The 18,588-nt window shown below is 45.4% G+C and carries 17 protein-coding genes and 1 pseudogene; 12 read left to right on the top strand and 6 right to left on the bottom strand.

The genetic code is table 11. The annotated features are described in order from the left end of the window. Positions 1–675, top strand: a complete 675-nt coding sequence (gene thiE / locus M1D59_RS20595) for a thiamine phosphate synthase (RefSeq protein ID WP_026580283.1) — start codon at positions 1–3, stop codon at positions 673–675. A 28-nt stretch (positions 676–703) separates the two neighbouring features. Here thiE and M1D59_RS20590 read toward each other — a convergent pair whose 3' ends face one another. Further along, positions 704–1,867 carry an ROK family transcriptional regulator gene (locus M1D59_RS20590; protein WP_123032426.1) on the bottom strand — a complete coding sequence of 388 codons (1,164 nt, stop codon included), beginning with the start codon at positions 1,865–1,867 and terminating at the stop codon, positions 704–706. 196 nt (positions 1,868–2,063) lie between these two features. Between M1D59_RS20590 and xylA the strand changes: the two genes are divergently transcribed. Beyond that, complete coding sequence (gene xylA / locus M1D59_RS20585) at positions 2,064–3,410, top strand: xylose isomerase (RefSeq protein ID WP_023856988.1); 1,347 nt, start codon at positions 2,064–2,066, stop codon at positions 3,408–3,410. Further along, positions 3,410–4,910: pseudogene (gene xylB, locus M1D59_RS20580) on the top strand (xylulokinase). Before xylA ends, xylB begins: the two are co-directional and overlap by 1 nt. Before the next feature lie 52 nt (positions 4,911–4,962). On the opposite strand, the gene M1D59_RS20575 reads toward xylB, so the two are convergent. The 4 genes from M1D59_RS20575 to M1D59_RS20560 form a co-directional block, all read right to left on the bottom strand. Continuing rightward, a complete protein-coding gene (locus M1D59_RS20575) occupies positions 4,963–6,501 on the bottom strand; it encodes a solute symporter family protein (RefSeq protein ID WP_458117648.1) in 1,539 nt (512 codons plus the stop codon). Next, positions 6,498–6,812 carry a DUF485 domain-containing protein gene (locus M1D59_RS20570; protein ID WP_023856991.1) on the bottom strand — a complete coding sequence of 105 codons (315 nt, stop codon included), beginning with the start codon at positions 6,810–6,812 and terminating at the stop codon, positions 6,498–6,500. Before M1D59_RS20570 ends, M1D59_RS20575 begins: the two co-directional genes overlap by 4 nt. Positions 6,813–6,993: 181 nt before the next feature. Then, on the bottom strand, positions 6,994–7,557 hold the full coding sequence (locus M1D59_RS20565; RefSeq protein WP_025810603.1) for a flavodoxin family protein: 564 nt from the start codon (positions 7,555–7,557) through the stop codon (positions 6,994–6,996). 538 nt (positions 7,558–8,095) lie between these two features. Beyond that, positions 8,096–8,245 (bottom strand): anti-repressor SinI family protein, encoded by a 150-nt coding sequence (locus M1D59_RS20560; protein ID WP_023856995.1) that lies wholly within the window; start codon positions 8,243–8,245, stop codon positions 8,096–8,098. An 800-nt stretch (positions 8,246–9,045) separates the two neighbouring features. Here M1D59_RS20560 and galE point away from each other — a divergent pair. The 5 genes from galE (at position 9,046) to qoxD (ending at position 14,437) form a co-directional block, all read left to right on the top strand. Next, on the top strand, positions 9,046–10,035 hold the full coding sequence (gene galE, locus M1D59_RS20555; RefSeq protein ID WP_023856996.1) for a UDP-glucose 4-epimerase GalE: 990 nt from the start codon (positions 9,046–9,048) through the stop codon (positions 10,033–10,035). A 472-nt stretch (positions 10,036–10,507) separates the two neighbouring features. Next, complete coding sequence (gene qoxA, locus M1D59_RS20550; protein ID WP_095291511.1) at positions 10,508–11,476, top strand: cytochrome aa3 quinol oxidase subunit II; 969 nt, start codon at positions 10,508–10,510, stop codon at positions 11,474–11,476. A gap of 17 nt (positions 11,477–11,493) precedes the next feature. Next, complete coding sequence (qoxB, locus tag M1D59_RS20545) at positions 11,494–13,443, top strand: cytochrome aa3 quinol oxidase subunit I (RefSeq protein WP_025810604.1); 1,950 nt, start codon at positions 11,494–11,496, stop codon at positions 13,441–13,443. Positions 13,444–13,457: 14 nt separating this feature from the next. Next, positions 13,458–14,072 carry a cytochrome aa3 quinol oxidase subunit III gene (gene qoxC / locus M1D59_RS20540; RefSeq protein ID WP_023856999.1) on the top strand — a complete coding sequence of 205 codons (615 nt, stop codon included), beginning with the start codon at positions 13,458–13,460 and terminating at the stop codon, positions 14,070–14,072. Then, positions 14,072–14,437, top strand: coding sequence for a cytochrome aa3 quinol oxidase subunit IV (gene qoxD / locus M1D59_RS20535; RefSeq protein WP_023857000.1), 366 nt, complete (start codon positions 14,072–14,074; stop codon positions 14,435–14,437). The genes qoxC and qoxD overlap by 1 nt, the downstream gene beginning before the upstream one ends. A gap of 99 nt (positions 14,438–14,536) precedes the next feature. Here qoxD and M1D59_RS20530 read toward each other — a convergent pair whose 3' ends face one another. Further along, complete coding sequence (locus tag M1D59_RS20530) at positions 14,537–14,653, bottom strand: lariocidin family lasso peptide (protein WP_423734433.1); 117 nt, start codon at positions 14,651–14,653, stop codon at positions 14,537–14,539. 171 nt (positions 14,654–14,824) lie between these two features. Here M1D59_RS20530 and M1D59_RS20525 point away from each other — a divergent pair, with 171 nt between their 5' ends. The 4 genes from M1D59_RS20525 (at position 14,825) to M1D59_RS20510 (ending at position 18,551) form a co-directional block, all read left to right on the top strand. Then, on the top strand, positions 14,825–15,457 hold the full coding sequence (locus tag M1D59_RS20525; RefSeq protein ID WP_026580278.1) for a response regulator transcription factor: 633 nt from the start codon (positions 14,825–14,827) through the stop codon (positions 15,455–15,457). A gap of 360 nt (positions 15,458–15,817) precedes the next feature. Beyond that, the gene (locus tag M1D59_RS20520; RefSeq protein WP_026580277.1) at positions 15,818–16,090 is read left to right on the top strand and encodes a hypothetical protein; all 273 of its coding nucleotides are present in this window, start codon (positions 15,818–15,820) and stop codon (positions 16,088–16,090) included. Then, entirely contained in the window at positions 16,090–16,554 is a 465-nt protein-coding gene (locus M1D59_RS20515) for a lasso peptide biosynthesis B2 protein (protein ID WP_023857003.1), read from the top strand. Before M1D59_RS20520 ends, M1D59_RS20515 begins: the two co-directional genes overlap by 1 nt. Next, a complete protein-coding gene (locus tag M1D59_RS20510; RefSeq protein WP_106070921.1) occupies positions 16,551–18,551 on the top strand; it encodes an asparagine synthase-related protein in 2,001 nt (666 codons plus the stop codon). The genes M1D59_RS20515 and M1D59_RS20510 overlap by 4 nt, the downstream gene beginning before the upstream one ends. The last annotated feature ends 37 nt before the right edge of the window (positions 18,552–18,588 follow it).

Below are 18,588 nucleotides of genomic sequence, written 5' to 3'. Positions count from 1 at the left end.
ATGACGCGAGTCTCAAAAGAAACGATAAAAGATCTGTTGTCAGTCTATTTTATTATGGGTTCAAACAATACTGCAGGCGATCCTTTAACTGTCATTGAACAAGCCTTAAAAGGCGGTGCGACACTTTTTCAATTCCGCGAAAAAGGCGAGGGCGCGTTAAAAGCAGGAGATCAAAAGGCGTTTGCTCGACAGGTGCAGGCTCTTTGCAAACAGTTCAATGTTCCGTTTATCATCAACGATGATGTAGAACTCGCGCTTGCGCTTGACGCCGATGGGGTGCATATCGGGCAGGATGATGATAAGGCCGCCGACGTCAGAGCGAGAATCGGGGACAAAATCCTCGGTGTTTCCGCGCATACACTTGAAGAAGTCGTAAAGGCGGAAAAGGATGGAGCGGATTATATCGGTGCAGGACCGGTTTACCCGACTGAAACAAAGCGGGATACAAAAGCTGTGCAGGGTGTCTCGCTCATTCAAGAGCTCCGCAGGCAGGGGATTGGCATACCTGTGGTCGGAATCGGCGGGATCACGGCCGAAAACTGCGCCCCCGTCATCGAGGCCGGCGCTGACGGCATCAGTGTCATCAGCGCCATCAGCAAAGCTGCCGATCCAAAGGCGGCCGCCGAGGCGTTCAGCAAGAAAGTGCAAGCTGCTAAACAAAGCGCGCATTCCTAAATGGAATATGCGCTTTTTGATATAAAAATTAAAATCTCTCGTTCATAAACCGTTCCAGAAAATGCCCGATCACCAGGGAGGACATGCCGAGCGATGAGGCAGTGCGGCCAAGCGAGGAGATTTTCAAATGATAATTAGACAAGGCTTCTGCAGCACTTCTTGAGGCAATCGTTTTTTTAATCGCATCGACGATGATCGGATAGGATTCTACAATGGTATTCCGCAAGATAATCGTATCGGGATTCAACGTCTTCAAGATGTTGAGAAGTCCGATGCCGATATGAAAACCGAATCTTTCAAACGTCTCCATCATCCCCGGATCACTGCGGTCTGCAAGTTCTTTAACGGTTTCGTAAAGCGAGGCTTCGGAATTCGCTCCATAGTGAGAGAAGACGGCTTTTTCCGAAGCGTAAAGCTCCCAGCAGCCTCTATTCCCGCACCGGCACAATGGGCCGTCAAAGTGAATGGACATGTGCCCGGCTTCTCCGGAAAAACCTTGCACACCTCTAAACAGTTTTCCATTCATTAAAATCCCTAAACCAATCCCGGTATTAATGCTGACAAACACGGCATGCTCCAGCTGTCCGGCTTCTCCGTATTTCTTCTCGCCAACGGCGCCGGCGTTTGCTTCGTTTTCAATTAAAATGGGAACGCCGAACCTTTCTTCCAGTTTTTCCTTTAACGGAATCAAATGGATTGGCTTATTTGGCGTAAACACCACCTGCCGTTCGTTGTCTACCAAGCCGGGTACGCAAACGCCGATTCCGGTCAATCCGTATGGGGAAGGCGGTATTTTGTCAACGGCTAGCCCTGTCAATTCGATTAATGCCTCTTCTGTCGCCTGAATGTCTTCTTCATCCAGCGTCCGTTCGAATTGTTCAATCAAATGCCCTTCAAGATCGGTTAACACAACAATCAGATAATTGGTTCCGATATCTATACCGACCGCATAGCCGGCTTTTCGATTGAATTTCAGCATCACGGGCCTCCTGCCGCCGCTTGACTCGCCGGGGCCGGTTTCATAAATGATGTCCTTTTGAAGCAAGGAAGATACTTGGGAGGAAACGGTCGCTTTATTTAATCCCGTTATTTCCGAAAGTTTTGCTCTTGAAATGGGTGCGTTCTCAATAATCTGATCAAGAATCAGAGCTTTGTTCATTTTTTTTACAAGGGCTTGATCCGCTGTATTCAATGTCAATCACTCCATTGTTTTGAAGCTGTGAATTTATTATAGTATAACAAATTTAGAAAACTCAATTTTTTCCTTCATTTCCATTGAAAGCGGTTGATTCATCTTGTAAAATAAATACAAGGAAGTTAGTTTAATGGTTAAACAAACTTATTTTTTAACGTTTGCTTTGCAAGGAAAAGTGAAGGGGGAGATCGGAATGTTTTTTAGAAATGTCGGAGTGATTGAGTATGAAGGAGCCGATTCGGAAAATCCTTACGCATTTAAATATTACAACCCTGATGAATACGTCGGCGGCAAAACGATGAAGGAACATCTTCGCTTCGCTGTTGCGTATTGGCATACCTTTGATGCGGACGGGAAAGACCCTTTCGGTGACGGGACGATGTTCCGGCCGTGGAACCGGATGACACATCCTTTGGATAAAGCAAAAGCCCGGGCGGAAGCGGCTTTTGAATTCTTTGAAAAGCTCGGCGTGCCCTATTTCTGCTTTCATGACGTTGATATCGTTGATGAAGGAGCAACGTTGCGTGAGACATTTACGTATTTGGATCAAATGTCGTCTTTTCTTAAAGAAATGATGGAGACTAGCCGTGTTCAGCTGCTTTGGAATACAGCCAATATGTTTACCCATCCGAGGTATGTCCACGGGGCCGCAACTTCCTGCAATGCGGATGTCTATGCCTATGCGGCCGCAAAAGTGAAAAAAGGACTGGATATCGCCAAGGAGCTTGGAGCGGAAAACTATGTGTTCTGGGGCGGAAGAGAAGGTTATGAAACATTGCTGAATACAAATATGAAGCTTGAACTCGAAAACTTGGCTTCATTTTATAGAATGGCGGTTGAGTATGCGCGCGAAATCGGTTTTGACGGCCAATTTTTGATCGAGCCGAAGCCGAAGGAGCCGACGAAGCACCAATACGATTTTGATGCGGCCACAACGATCGCTTTTTTAGAAACTTACGGTTTAAAAGACCATTTTAAACTCAATCTTGAGGCGAACCATGCGACCTTGGCCGGGCATACATTTGAGCATGAACTACGGGTGGCTGCCTTGCACGACGTGCTGGGTTCCATTGACGCCAATCAGGGCGATTTGCTCCTGGGCTGGGATACTGATGAGTTCCCGACCGATCTGTATTCTGCAGTACTTGCGATGTATGAAATTTTGAAAGCAGGCGGGTTTAAAACCGGTGGTATTAACTTCGATGCTAAAGTAAGGCGCCCGTCTTTTGCGGATGAAGACTTATTTCACGCTCATATCGCAGGAATGGATACGTATGCAGTCGGCTTGAAAGTCGCCTCCCGTCTGCTTGAAGACAAAGCCCTCGACCAGATCATTGAAGAGCGTTATGAAAGCTATACGAAAGGGATCGGGCTTGAGATCAAAGAAGGCCGCACCGATCTGAATAAGCTTGCCGCATACGCTCTTGAACACGACCAAATTGAAAATCAGTCAGGCCGCCAGGAACGACTGAAAGCGACCGTTAACCGTTACTTATTGAACGCTTTGCGCGAAGCGCCGGCAGAAAAGGAGACACGCTAGTGGAATACGTGATCGGGGTCGACCTCGGCACCAGCGCGGTTAAAATCATCCTTGTCAATCAGCGGGGAGAGCTGTGCGGCGAGGTCTCCAAACCATTTTCAATCATTCAGCCCCATTCCGGTTATTCTGAACAGGATCCCGCAGAATGGGCGGTAAAAACGAAGGAAGCCATTAAGGAATTAGTTATGCATTTCCCGGGAAAAGCATCTCAGATTAAAGGGATCAGCTTTTCCGGACAGATGCATGGATTGGTACTTTTAAACGGCAAAGGAGAGGTTTTGCGAAACGCGATCCTGTGGAACGATACACGGACAACCGAACAATGCCGTCTGATTAACGAGAAAGTCGGAAAGGAGCGCCTGCTCGAGATCGCGAAAAACCCGGCGCTCGAAGGCTTTACCCTTCCGAAGCTTTTATGGGTGAAAGAACATGAAAAAAAATTTTTTGAAAAGGCGGCCGTTTTTTTTGCTGCCGAAAGACTACGTCAGGTACACGATGACGGGGCGTCTGCACAGCGAATATTCAGATGCGGCCGGAACGCTCCTGCTCGATGTGAAACATCAGACATGGAGCGGGGAAATCTGCAGCAAGCTCGGCATCCCGGAGTCCTTATGTCCGGATCTGATTGAGCCGTGCGCCTGTGTCGGCGGCGTCAGTCCGGAATTCGCGGCCGAAACCGGTCTGGCTCCTGAAGTCAAGGTGTTTGCCGGCGGCGCTGATAATGCATGCGGCGCGGTCGGCGCCGGTATTTTAAGAGAAGGAACGGCCCTTTGCAGCATAGGCACCTCAGGGGTTGTTCTCACATATGAATCAAACCGAGATCAAGCGTTTGATGGCAATATTCATTTTCTGAACCACGCCGCCCCCAATGCGTTTTATTCAATGGGAGTGACGCTTTCCGCAGGACGCAGCTTCAGCTGGTTTAAAGATGTATTTGCCGGGCAAACGTCATTTGACGAATTAATTAGCGATATTGACCATTCCCGTCCCGGTGCCCGGGGGCTGCTGTTTACCCCTTACTTGTCAGGGGAGAGAACCCCTCATGCCGACGCAGATATTCGCGCCAGCTTCATCGGGATGGACAGCGCACATACACGGGCGGACTTCGTCAGAGCCGTCATTGAAGGCATCACATTCTCCCTACACGAGAGCATTGAACAATTCCGTGCCGCGGGAAAGGATATCAGCCGCGTGATTTCAATCGGCGGAGGCGCCAAAAGCGATCAATGGCTGCAAATCCAGGCGGATATCTTCAACGCCGACATCATCAGACTCACAAGCGAACAGGGGCCGGCATATGGAGCAGCCATGATCGCGGCCGTCGGGTGCGGCTGGTTTCCGTCGCTTGAAGCTTGTGCAGACCGATTCGTTCTCATCAAAGAAACCTTTTCACCCCGCCGTGAATACAGCAGACAATACAAAGCTCTGTTTCAAATTTACAGAGATGTCTACCGGCACACGAAAGCGCTGAACGAGCGGCTGGCGAGCTTTCGGGAATAAAAAAACTTATGAGCCGGCCGGCTCATAAGTTTTTTTCGGGTGTGCATCCAGTTTAAGATTGATCCATGTGAATGCCTGTATGTGCTTTGACCTGAATTTCTGCAAATGCTTCTTGATCAGGGGTTTTTGAAGACAGAATCGTCCCGAGATAAGCGCCTAGAAAGCCGAGCGGAATGGAGATGATACCCGGGTTGGAAAGCGGGATCAGCGGTTCTCCAACAAAGATAGCGTTTCCGGCCGGGTCCCAGACACTCGGGCTGATGGAGACGAGAATCAGCGCGCTTAAAAGACCGGTCAGACTGCCGGCCAAAGCGCCGGCCGCATTAAATTTTTTCCAGAAGACGGTGAAGATAATGAGCGGCAGATTGGCGCTTGCCGCCACGGCAAATGCAAGCGAGACAAGAAACGCGACATTCAGCGATTGGGCGAAGACAGCAAGCAGAATCGAAAGGACGGATACGCCGATGGAAGCCCATCTTGCAGCGATCATTTGCTCTTTTTCCGTAGCCGCGCCTTTTCTGATAATCTGGCTGTATATATCATGCGCAAAAGCGGATGCCGCCGACAGCACAAGGCCTGTGACCACCGCCAAAATCGTTGCGAACGCGATGGCTGAGACGAAGGCGAACAGAAAATCTCCGCCGAGCGCCTGAGCAAGCAGCGGTGCAGCCATGTTCCCCGCTTTATCGGCAGCTAAAATGTTTTCAAAACCGACAAACGCGGCAGCACCAAAACCGAGAAAGACCGTCATAATATAAAATATACCGATAATCCATGTAGCCGAGATTACCGATTTCCTTGCCGTTTTGGCATCTTTTACTGTATAAAACCGGATGAGAATGTGAGGCAGGCCGGCTGTCCCGAGGACGAGTGCCAAATTGAGTGAAAGTGTTTCAAGAGGAACTTTATACTTATTGCCGGGGTTCAAAAAATCAGCCCCAAGCGGAGTAGCTGTTTTCATTTGTTCAAACATGTTCGTCAGGCTGAAGCCGAATTTTGAAAAAACGATGATTGAGATAATGAGCGTCCCTGCCATCAAGAGAACGGCCTTGATGATCTGGACCCAGCTGGTTGCGATCATTCCTCCGAATACGACGTATATGGTCATCAAAACCCCGACAATGCACACGGCCAGCGTATAATCGATGCCGAGCAGAAGCTTGATCAGCGCACCGGCGCCGACTAACTGTGCAATCATATAAAAGGTGGAGATCGTGATCGTGTTTAATGCGGCGACACCGCGAATTTTCTTTTGTTTAAAACGAGAGGCAATCATGTCCGCCATTGTAAATTTGCCGAGGTTTCGGAGCGGCTCTGCCACTATGTAAAGCACGACTAAATAAGCGACGAGGAAGCCGATGCTGTAGAAAAAACCGTCAAACCCGTTCAAAGCGATCATCCCGGCAATGCCGAGGAAAGAAGCCGCTGACATGTAATCTCCCGCAATAGCCAGTCCGTTTTGAATGCCGGTAAGCCCTCCTCCCGCCGTGTAAAACTCATTGGCCGTTTTTGTCTGTTTGGCCGCGAAATACGTAATGACAAGCGTGAGAGCAACAATGGCAAGAAACAGAATAAAGGCTGTGGCACTCATGAATCAACGCCTCCAATCTTCTTTTTGAAATCGCTTGCAATTTGATCGAATTGACCGGCTTTTTTTGTATACATAATGCACAGCGTCCATGTCATAACAAACTGAGCTATCGCAAAAACCCATGCCCATGTGATGGCTCCGACTGCCGGCTGATTCAAAAATGTGAAGTATGACGTCATAACCGGCAGCAGGAAATAAAAGAGCAGAAAGAAAATCGTCATCGGTACAATAAAAGCCCGTTTCCGTGATAACAACCGCTGGAACTCCGGAGATGCCGCAGCTTTGCTGTAATCTATTTTGCCTTCTCTCATTTGTTCTTTGCCCCTCCTTGTGTTTGTCTGAAAAGATACAACAAAGGTATGTAACACGCTCCGGATTTATTCTTCAATTTTCACACAGCGTTTTATTTATATAAGATGAAAGACCTGATCATCTCGAATAAATGTTTTTTCCATAAAAGAAACCGTTTGTTCACCTTTTTCTTCTCATTTGTCATGCCTTCCGCCTCGTTTCCGCCTCTGTCAGCTTCCTTCTCAGTTCATTTGCAGACGCAATCGCTTCCCGGTCTGTTATCACGCCGCCGGGCTTGTTTCCTTTGCCGAGCAAATAGCCGTCGAATGTCATGTTCATAAAATCAAATATGTAGTGAAACTGTTGAATGAGCGGCAGCCCTTTCAAGCGGGGATCATCGTCTCCGACAGCTGCCACGTAGACCGTTTTTTTCGCCATTTGCTGTTTAAATGCAGATCTTCCATGCTCTATCAATGTCTGTGACCAGCGGTCAATAAAATTTTTCATCAGACCCGACATGCCGTACCAATAGATCGGAGTGGCGAAAACTAGGATATCCTTCTCCAGCACCCGGCTGATCAGGTCTCTGTAGTCATCATCAGGGTAAAAAGGGGCTGTATTGCTGTGCCTGTAGTCCGATACGGGCTGAATGTGATAGTTTCGCAGAAATATCTTATCGGCATCAAGTCCGTCTACTAATCGATTCATCAGTTCTTCCGTATTTCCATTTTCACGGGAGCTTCCGCAGATTGCTGCTATCCCCATATTGTTTCATCCTCCTTTGGAATCGGTCATGAATTCAGTTTAAGATAACAACAATCATCAGTAAAATTGATATTTTAGATATTTACCATCGGAAAAATCGATTATATAAGCGAACTTAACAGAAAAGAGAGAATGGAAAGGAAGCATGAGGATATTATCAGAAGGATCAAGACGAAAAGCTCCGCCCCCCTTCGGGAGAAAGGCAATCGAAACCGATGCAGAAGAAAGTGAATGGGACTGCTGGCGTCAGCGTTGGTTAGCAATGGCTCTAAAACGCCTTATTCAATCCGGTCTGGTACCCCTTAAGAGAGTGAAGCTGGAAAAATGAAACGACCTATGTACAGGGCAAAGGTAAGGCTGCTCCTTAAAACGCGCGTTTCTATGGAGCAGACAGAATCTATACACAGGCAGCAGGCCTGCTGCTCAAATACGTCATTATCAATTAAAACACTCGTTAAAACAGCCGGTTGGATCATCTTGATAGATCAAGATTCAACAGAACCGCCTGTTTTTTTGGATAACTGATGCTTCTAAACGCTTACTGCTTTATCGGTTTTTCAGCATCGCTTTGGACGGGCTGACTGTGAAGAAATTCTTTCACATCTTCAATTTGCAGCCCAAGTTTTTTCGCCTCCTTCATCAAAATCACCCAATCTTTGTCCAACTTGTGTTTCGTTTGAGTATTCATAGCTTCCTCCAATATGATAAGACGTTGTTCACCTCAAAGAAAAAAACGGTTTTTCCTTGAGATGCAATAAAAGTTATAAAACAACAGCCATGTGAAAACAATGACAAATTTCATAAAAAATTCACAAAGTCATCTTTGATAAACCTACCTATTCCCTAAATAACTGACTAAAAAAACCAAAAAATCTTAGATTCTTACTTATAATAATAAACAATCAATTACTGACTGGATAGTATTCAATTAAAAATGATCATTTTTCCCTATTAAGAATTTCTCAATTGCAGCCGAATATCCTTTGAATATTCTAAAAATAAGAAAGAGATTTTTGGCAGATTATTACGAAAAAGTATTGGAAAATCAATGGTTTCAAGGAATGATTTAGAATAAAGACATGGTGGGTAGGGAGGGTCCTTTCGGCTTAGTTGCTGTATGGGTTAAAGAAGGGTAATACGAAAATACTATTATCGACCAGTATTAAGTGGAAAAAAAGAACATTGGTTTCAAATGCAGAGAAAAAAGTATAGCTTTTGCCTCAAAATCGCTTTAATTCACCAGGATGAAACCATTGTAATGGATAAAAACCCGAACTATTCCTTGTAAGGCATTTAATGGAACAGAAACCTTTCCACTTGTTTTGCCCCTAGTTTTTATTTGAAGAAATGATGAAAATACGAGCTGGAAAATGCTGAAGGTGGTAAAATGAAAAAGCGAATATATCATCTTAGGATTAAAAAAGAGATTCACAGGCGTTTTATAGACTTAAAATGGAAGAATAACGCCGCTGAAAGGAGAGAAATGAATTGGCAATATTAGTATGCGGAGGGGCGGGCTATATTGGAAGCCATGCTGTAGCGGAACTGTTAAGCCGCAATGAAGAAGTCGTGATTATTGATAACCTGCAAACTGGACATCAAGAGGCGGCTTTAAAGGGAGCTTCTTTCTATAATGGAGATCTGCGCGATGAAGCATTCCTAAGAAAAGTATTTCAGGAAAACGAGATTGAGGCTGTCATGCATTTCGCGGCCGATTCTTTGGTTGGAGAAAGCGTAACAGATCCTCTCAAATATTATGACAACAATGTTTACGGAGCCGTTTGCCTGTTAAAGGTCATGAAAGAGTTCGATGTAAAGCAAATTGTCTTCTCATCAACGGCTGCAACATACGGAGAACCGGATCGTGTGCCGATTATGGAAACAGATCCGACGGATCCGACAAACCCGTATGGGGAAACGAAGCTCGCGATTGAAAAAATGCTGAAGTGGTCTGAAAAAGCATATGGAATCCGTCATGTCGTCCTTCGCTACTTTAATGTTGCCGGTGCGCATGTAGACGGATTGGTCGGCGAAGATCATCAGCCTGAGACGCACCTGATCCCGATCATTCTTCAAGTCGCGCTTGGCAAACGCGACAAGATTATGATTTTCGGCGACGACTATCCGACTGCAGATGGTACGTGCATCAGAGACTACATCCATGTAATGGATCTGGTCGACGCGCATATTCTCGCTGTCGAAAGGCTTCGAAAGGGCGGAGAAAGCACTGTATACAATCTCGGAAACGGCACGGGCTTTTCGGTCAAAGAAGTCGTTGAAACAGCCCGGAAAGTGACAGGCTGCCCGATACCGGCGGAGGTTGCAGAGCGGCGTGCTGGAGACCCGGCACAGCTGATCGCCTCTTCTGAAAAAGCAGTGAAAGAACTGGGATGGCAGCCGAAATACGCCGAGCTGGAAACGATCATTGACAGCGCGTGGAAGTGGTTTAAAGCACATCCGAACGGCTATCAAAGCTAGAATGCGGTGACGCCTATTAAATAGGATGAAAAAGAGCTTTCAGTTACAGAAGGAAGCTCTTTTTTGATGTTTTGAAGTTTAAAGCGTGCTGTCAACAGGGAAAAGGAATGGAGGAAGATAATGATTCACTATGAAAAAAATTAACAATGTTAAATTAATGATTGACCAAAGTTTTTTATTGTGGTAAACCTAAATTTGACAGATTTTTTGTTTCGGAGGGATTTGTCAGCTCTTGCTATGTGTGTAAAAAGAACTAAAAAATTACCAGTCTATTTCCTTCATTATTCATAATATCATGAACAAATTTTGACGATTTTGTGACATTTGGGTGAAAAAAAGGTGAACAATCGAAAAAAATAAGGCTAATTGGTGAAGATTTTGATAGCATAGCAAGGTAGAAGAAAAAAGTTTTTCAGAATCCTTTTATCTTAGATATTCTGACCAAATTTTAGACATCATTTAAGGAAGGATGGTGATCCTCTTGTTCAGAGCATTTAAACCACTGATTATGCTGACTCTACTTTCCTCCATTTTTTTATTGGGCGGCTGCAGTCAAATCGCGGTATTGGATCCTAAAGGACCGGTTGCTTCGCAGCAAAGAGATCTTATTCTATTATCGATTGGATTTATGCTGTTTATCGTAGCGGTCGTATTTGTCCTTTTTACTGTGATGATTGTGAAATACCGTGAGCGTAAAGACAGAAAGTCTCCTTACAGCCCGGAAGTAGAAGGCAATACATTTTTAGAAATCGTCTGGACAGTGGTTCCGATTTTAATTGTTATTGCGCTGTCAGTGCCGACAGTTCAAACAATTTATTCTCTAGAAGAGGCTCCAAAAGCATCAAAGGACAAGGAACCTTTGGTCGTATATGCGACATCTGTCGATTGGAAATGGGTATTCAGCTACCCGGAACAGGATATCGAAACGGTCAACTATTTGAATATCCCGACAGACAGACCGATCTTGTTTAAAATCTCATCTGCCGATTCTATGGCGTCACTGTGGATTCCGCAGCTTGGCGGGCAAAAATATGCCATGTCCGGAATGGAAATGGAGCAATATTTGCAGGCAGACCATGAGGGTACTTATAAAGGCCGAAATGCAAACTTCACAGGTGAAGGTTTTGCAGAACAACAGTTTAATGTCAAAGCGGTATCTGAAAGCAAGTTTAACGACTGGGTGAAGAAAACGCAGAAAGAAGCTCCTAAGCTGACGAAAAACCAGTACGATGAACTGATGCTTCCTCAGCATGCGGACGAAATGACGTTCTCATCGACACACCTGAAGTATGTTAACCACGGAAATGATGCGGAATACGCCATTAAAGCGCGCGAAAGATTGGGCTATAAACCATTGTCTCCGCACTCAAAATCAGATCCGTTTGAAAACGTGAAGACAAACAAAGATCAAAAACAATCTGAAGACCAAGATTCTCACTAGGAAAGGAGGAAGCTTGCATGAATTTGAAATGGGACGAATTCATAATTACAGGTGACCCATTAATTCTTGGAGCACAGATTTCCATTTTGCTTACATCCATTGCAATCGTATTTGTGCTGACATACTTCAAAAAATGGAAATGGCTTTGGAGAGAATGGATTACCACCGTCGATCATAAGCGTTTAGGAATCATGTACCTCATTGCCGCAGTCATTATGTTCTTCCGCGGCGGCGTCGACGGGTTAATGATGCGTGCCCAGCTCACGCTTCCTAATAACAGCTTTTTAGATTCAAACCACTATAATGAAGTGTTTACGACACACGGTACGATCATGATCATTTTCATGGCGATGCCGTTTCTTATTGGATTAATGAACGTCGTCGTACCGCTCCAAATCGGTGCGCGCGATGTTGCATTCCCGTATTTGAACAACTTGAGCTTCTGGACCTTCATGGTCGGAGCGATGCTGTTTAATATTTCATTCGTCATCGGCGGATCGCCGAATGCAGGATGGACGGCTTACATGCCGCTTGCAGGCAATGAGCTGAGTCCTGGGCCTGGGCAGAACTATTACTTGCTCGGACTTCAGATCGCGGGTATCGGTACGCTTCTCACCGGGATTAACTTTATGGTGACCATCCTGAAAATGCGTACAAAAGGCATGACCCTATGGCGGATGCCGATGTTCACTTGGACAACGCTGATCACTTGTGTGATTATCATTTTCGCCTTCCCTGTCTTGACAGTGGCTTTGGCGCTGATGACATTTGACCGCTTGTTCGGAACAGCCTTTTTCACCTTGGCGAACGGCGGTATGCCGATGCTGTGGGCGAACTTGTTCTGGATTTGGGGACATCCTGAGGTTTACATCGTTATTTTGCCTGCTTTCGGTATTTTTTCAGAAATCATTGCGACATTCGCAAGAAAGCAGCTGTTCGGCTACAAAGCAATGGTTTATTCAATTGTTGCCATTTCGGTTCTCAGCTTCGTCGTTTGGCTGCACCACTTTTTCACAATGGGCAACAGTGCGGCGGTCAACTCGTTCTTCTCGATTACGACGATGGCGATATCGGTGCCGACCGGAGTTAAAATCTTTAACTGGCTGTTGACGCTGCATCGAGGCAGAATCAAAATCACAACGCCGATGCTGTGGTCGCTTGCATTTATTCCGAACTTCGTCATCGGCGGTGTTACGGGCGTTATGCTTGCGATGGCAGCTGCGGATTATCAATATCACAACACATACTTCCTCGTATCGCACTTCCACTATGTGCTGATCGCGGGTACTGTGTTTGCATGTTTCGCCGGATTGATCTTCTGGTATCCGAAAATGTTCGGTCACAAACTGAACGAACGCATCGGAAAATGGTTTTTCTGGCTGTTCATGACGGGCTTTAACATCTGTTTCTTCCCGATGTATTTCCTTGGATTGCAAGGAATGCCTCGCCGTATTTACACATACGGAGCAGAAGACGGCTGGACTGCATTGAACATGATTGCGACATTCGGCGCATTGCTGATGGCCGCAGGATTCATCGTTCTCTGCTACAACATTTTCTACAGCTTCCGTCATTCAAAACGCGAAGAATCAGGAGATGCTTGGGGAATGGGTCGTACACTTGAGTGGGCTACATCTTCTGCGATCCCGCCGCACTATAACTTTGCGGTTCTGCCTGAGGTTACATCACCTGACGCATTTGCGCAAATGAAGGAAGACAATGTCGAGATTCATCCTGAAAGCAAGTTTAAAAAGATTCATATGCCGAGCAATTCAGGCCGTCCGTTTCTCATGTCATTATGCTTCGGATTTGCTGGATTCGGGCTTGTCTTTGAATGGTTCTGGATGGGAATCGTCGGTCTGATCGGTGTATTCCTCTGTATGATTCTTCGTTCATTTGAATATGACGACGGCTACTATGTAAGTGTTGAGGAAATAAAAGAGACTGAACGAAAGAATGCCAAGTAAAGGAGGCGGGATTGATGGAACATGCAGAACACAGCAATTCTAACGCTCCTATGGAATACCGTTCTGAAATCGGAAGGTTGAATATCCTTGGCTTTTGGATTTTTCTTGGAGCGGAGATTGCTTTATTCTCTACGTTATTTGCGACCTATGCTGTTCTTCATAACAGAACAGCGGGGGGCGTACTGCCGGCAGAACTGTTCGACGCAAAGCTCGTTTTAATCATGACGTTCCTGCTGTTAACGAGCAGTTTCACATGCGGCATCGCAGTGCATGAGATGCGCCGCGGCAGTTTGAAAGGCGTGATGATCTGGATGATCATTACCCTGTTGCTCGGTGCTGGGTTTGTCAGCTATGAGCTTTATGAGTTCAATCATTATGTACACGAAGGTGCCACTTTATCGACAAGTGCTTACTGGTCATCTTTCTTTGTTCTATTGGGAACACACGGACTGCACGTATCGATCGGTATCTTCTGGATTATCGGCATTTTGCTTCAGACGAAAAAGCGCGGCCTAACCCCGCAAACGTCTGCTAAGCTGTTTATCTCAAGTTTGTATTGGCACTTCTTAGACGTGGTATGGATTTTCATCTTTACCGGCGTCTATTTGATAGGGTTGGTGAATGTATAATGGCAGCAAAACAATCGGCTGAACACAGCCACTTTCCTTGGAAGCATATTGTCGGGTTCGTGTTGTCCATTGTGCTGACCTTACTGGCCTTGTGGGTGATTTATACGGATTTAAGCATGGCTGCAAAGCTGTGGATTATTTTCGGTTTTGCGATCATCCAAGCTGGACTTCAGCTCTTAATGTTTATGCATATGACTGAAAGTGACAGCGGCAAAATCCAAGTCGGGAATACGCTGTTTGCCGCATTTATTGCGGTTGCGATTATTGCCGGTTCCGTCTGGATCTTCGCTGCTCACAACTATCACGGAGACAACCCTGAGGGCGGTACTCCAGGTGCAAAACATTCTGAGCACAGCGGACATTAATTGATTGGCAAAAGAGTGCGGATTTCAACGATCCGCACTCTTTTTTGGTTGCTGAACGGAAAAAGAGAGAGCCACAGGCTCTCTCTTTCTCATACACTCTTAACCGCGTTTTACGCCGCGGCCGAATTTGCCGTCGCCCGGCTTGCTCTTTTTAGAAAGAGTAACAGTCAGGAATGTACCATAGTTTTTAACTTGGGCAGTTTCCAATTTGCGCATCTGTGTCACCTCCTTATTACTTCCAGTTGATTACATATTCATGCTATCATAGAATAAAGTGGTAAAAACCACAAAAAGGCACTAAAACCCGACATCATCCTTCAATTCTATTCATAGGGTTTTTATTGCGGTATTTGTTCGGAGGAAACTGATTTAAGGAGAGTGTTACTGATGATACGCGTGTTGTTAGTAGACGACTACAGGGTTCTGACATCCGGAATGAAGGAAATATTAAAAAAATATAATATGGATGTCATCGTTTGCCACGAAGGAAATGAAGCTCTCGACCTCTTAAAAAATCAAGAGGTACATATAGACGTTTTTCTTTATGATTTAAAAATGCCGGGAATGAACGGGTTGGAGCTGTCTCTTAAAACGCTGGAAACCGCACCTCAATCCAAAATTATCATTATGTTTTCGGGAGATGAAATTCACTCATATTTTAATAAGCTGATTGAGGCCGGAGTTAAAGGGTTTATCGATAAATCGTATACAGACAGCATGATTGCTTCGAGTATTTTATTGTGTTTAAAAGGGGCTGTGTTATTTCCCGACGGCTTGCTGCAAAAACTGAGGCTTGATTCCGATCTCGCGGTGGACGAGCATTTAACAGACACAGAACTGGATATTTTGCAGAAGGTGGCCAGCGGTAAAACAAATAAAGAGATCGCAGCAGACCTACAAATGTCGACGCGCAACGTAGAGTATCACTTGAGCAAAATCTATAAAAAGCTCAAAGTAACGTCACGGTACTGCGCAGTAAAAAAAGGAACGATGCTTAATTTGATCAAGCAGAAAGTTTAGACAAAGTATATATTTGCTTTTCCCTGCAAAAGAGAGTCGATAGGCTCTCTTTTTCTTTTTCCTCCGAATAAATCCCGTAATAATGGCCCATTGATGCCATTGGCTATTCATGTCGGTTTTCGGTAGTTTTTTGCGGTTTTTTTGATATTGTCCTGTGATAATCTGATTCATGTGGTCAGTTGGTAAATTCAGGGGTATCGTCGCATTGCAGGCTCTTTTTAAAACGCTCCAAAGCTGAAATGATAACGGCATTCGCCAAGGGCGTGGAAAGAACATCATGCATAAAGTGCTGAAAGAGAGCTTGCCGGCTCTCTTCTCCTTTATTTTTCTGAAATCATGCATACCGGGGAGGTCTAATCTTTGAAAATTATTCGAAATCAAGAGACAGCGACAACCGTGTTGGAAAATGAATGCATCGTCCTAAACCTGGACAATGGGCAGTATTTCGGATTGGAAGGGGCTTTAAAAGAGCTGTGGATCGAAATTGAAAATGAGCGAAAGGATAAAAAAGATATTCTGATCAAGTGGCAATCGGCGTTCGATCAGACAGAGGAAGAACTGTCAGCGATATTAAATGAGGCGATACAGGAACTGACACATCATAAGCTGATTGAAATAGAGGATAAAAGCTGATGAAAAAAAGAGCGCTTGTCAAAAATCACGAATATTTTACAACCGTTCATGCTTTTGTACGTATGATGCTGTTAAATCATGATTTTGAAGAAGCTTATGAAAAAATTGCGATCCATCTGTTTCCGCTGTATGCAAGCGCACAGCAAAGAGGTGCAGGGCTGCTTGATATAGACGAACTGCACCAGAACGGCGAATATTTATATTCGCTTGATGAAGACGACCATTTGGTTACTTCATGCGTTTCTATTGCATTAACGATTCAATCTATATTATTCAGCAATGGGTTTGATGCTGATCTCATGATCGGGGTCAAGAAAATTGATGACAAGCTGTTTTCTCATGCGTGGGTTCAAATGGAAAACGGCAAATCGATCGATCCGAATCATAAAAATAAGGATTTAAAAGTTTTACAGACGTATAAGATGAGCGCTTACGCTGAAAGGTGGGTGTTATCTCTAGTATGAAAGTATGGTTTGGAATGCAGGGAGACAACACCGTTGCATGGCATGAGTGGGTTTCCGCCGTCAAGAAATGGGGACGGGTGGAACGGATTCACAGCTACAGCCGCGGGATCGCAAACATGGCTGAAGCGCATATCCGATACGATGAAGCTTTTAGACCTACAACTCAAATAAATCTTTTGCATCCCGTCATCTTAGACGGCTGGATCAGCGGCGGTCTTAACGCAAAATCGGATGGCACCCGAAAGATTGAACAATATGACAAGCTGTACGTGTCTTTGAAGCAGGATCAAGCTGCCATGCTGTCTCACTCGCATGGCGAATTTACGATGATGTGGTGGGATGACAGTCTACATAGCCTTGTTTTGGCGACTGATATATACGCAACCCGTCCTGTTTACTACTGGGTCAGTCCGAAAGGAGAATGGTTTGCAGCGAATGACTTGCGCATCCTTTTGCTTGTTCATGACATTCCTTTTGCGATCGATCAAAATGTGTGCAGAATGTTTCCTACTTCAGGCTTTGCTGTAGGAGAAAACGGCTTTGAAGATCGGACGTTTTTTAAAGGAATACGCAAAGTGCCTGCGGCGTCCTACGCTTTTCTTGGCCGGGATCATGCGGTTCATGCGCACAGCTATTGGGGACTTTCGCAGCTGTTAAACGGGAAAGATCTTGCTGGAGACGCAGTTCCGCGGTTCCGGGAGCTTTTTCAGGAAGTGACAGCAGATCGTTTAAAAGATGAAAAGCATATTGTCGAATTAAGCGGCGGACTGGATTCAGCTGCCGTAACCGCCGCCGCAATTGCAGGCGGACGGAAGGAACAGCTGCTGGCCGTCAATATATCATTTGCCGAACCTGACATGATATTAAGCCATGACAAGGACCTTGTAAAAAATATGATGCGCGATATGGATATTCCCGGCCTGATCATTCTCGGAGACGCCACAGCCAAAATTCCAAACGCGGAAATCGGGCGTGATCCGCTTTGGTTTGTAGACGGTCCTGATCCGAGAGCCAATTCACTGGTTAATGAGACTTTTACAGTGATCGCTGAGGAGTATGGTGCTTCGTCTGTCCTGACGGGTGAGGGCGGGGATTTCATTTTTAGCGGAGAAGTGTCAGTGATCGATTCTCTGCTTCGGCAGAGACGGTTTTCTGAAATCTACAAATTGCTTCGCGAATGGTCAGGCGGCAGCATGAAAGAGATGCTGAAGCTGGGATTTCAATATGGAATCGCCCCTTTCATGCCTTATATCGGAGAAAAGCTCTATTACGACCTGCTGTGGTCAGATACGGAATATGAGCTGCCTGAATATTTTACTGAAGAACACCGAAAGAGAGAACGGGAGATCAATAAGGAGGATCATCTTCGCTATCGAAAAAGCCGGGAGCTCTCGGTGTGGGGTAAGAGGTTCCATTATGACTTTTTGTGGCCGAGAGCGAGGTACATGGATGCTGTTGGTGTGACATTGCCTACGTACCATCCGTTTTTGGATCGGAGGCTGATCGAATTTTCATTTTCCGTACCGCCTGAACAGCATTTTGATGTTTTAAAAGGGCTTGAAGAACATTATGCAGGCTCTAAAATGCTTCTTCGCAAATCTTTCACCGATATCCTGCCTGCCTATGTTTATAACAGATCAACGAAAACAACATATGCCCATATGGCCAGGAAAAGCTTTATGAATGACCGCAGACACGTTCTTCAGCTATTTGAACCGGGAGAGCACGTCTTTGTTGAAGAGCTCGGCATCATTAAGCGCGATATATGGTGGAAACACTTGCTGGCTATGGCTATTCGCTCTGAAGATCCAAATAATGATCTGGGCATGGGCTATCAGTACATGAGATCTGTCATTGACTTGGAAATATGGCTCAGGGAAGCATCCAAGGGGAAGGAGCACCTTCTCGATCGGAGCCGTCCGGGAAAACCAAGGGTCATGGCTGATATCGAAACCGTCAATACGCCGGAGAAAGCCAAAATATACTCGTATCAATGACCACAATAGGTATAGAAAATGAAGGTGAAGCATGTGT

The sequence above is a fragment of the Bacillus sp. PK6-026 genome (assembly GCF_054161455.1).
The sequence above is the reverse complement of the archived record's forward strand: the minus strand, read 5'-3'. Positions and strand labels throughout refer to the sequence as shown.

Bases quoted from the DNA above. Each gene is read 5' to 3' on its own strand.
- M1D59_RS20570 (WP_023856991.1), bottom strand. From the start codon at position 6,812: ATGAGAGAAGGCAAAATAGATTACAGCAAAGCTGCGGCATCTCCGGAG.
- xylA (WP_023856988.1), top strand. From the start codon at position 2,064: ATGTTTTTTAGAAATGTCGGAGTGATTGAGTATGAAGGAGCCGATTCG.
- qoxD (WP_023857000.1), top strand. From the start codon at position 14,072: ATGGCAGCAAAACAATCGGCTGAACACAGCCACTTTCCTTGGAAGCAT.
- M1D59_RS20565 (WP_025810603.1), bottom strand. From the start codon at position 7,557: ATGGGGATAGCAGCAATCTGCGGAAGCTCCCGTGAAAATGGAAATACG.
- M1D59_RS20525 (WP_026580278.1), top strand. From the start codon at position 14,825: ATGATACGCGTGTTGTTAGTAGACGACTACAGGGTTCTGACATCCGGA.
- qoxB (WP_025810604.1), top strand. From the start codon at position 11,494: ATGAATTTGAAATGGGACGAATTCATAATTACAGGTGACCCATTAATT.
- M1D59_RS20575 (WP_458117648.1), bottom strand. From the start codon at position 6,501: ATGAGTGCCACAGCCTTTATTCTGTTTCTTGCCATTGTTGCTCTCACG.
- M1D59_RS20515 (WP_023857003.1), top strand. From the start codon at position 16,090: ATGAAAAAAAGAGCGCTTGTCAAAAATCACGAATATTTTACAACCGTT.
- M1D59_RS20560 (WP_023856995.1), bottom strand. From the start codon at position 8,245: ATGAATACTCAAACGAAACACAAGTTGGACAAAGATTGGGTGATTTTG.
- qoxC (WP_023856999.1), top strand. From the start codon at position 13,458: ATGGAACATGCAGAACACAGCAATTCTAACGCTCCTATGGAATACCGT.
- M1D59_RS20510 (WP_106070921.1), top strand. From the start codon at position 16,551: ATGAAAGTATGGTTTGGAATGCAGGGAGACAACACCGTTGCATGGCAT.
- thiE (WP_026580283.1), top strand. From the start codon at position 1: ATGACGCGAGTCTCAAAAGAAACGATAAAAGATCTGTTGTCAGTCTAT.
- M1D59_RS20530 (WP_423734433.1), bottom strand. From the start codon at position 14,653: ATGCGCAAATTGGAAACTGCCCAAGTTAAAAACTATGGTACATTCCTG.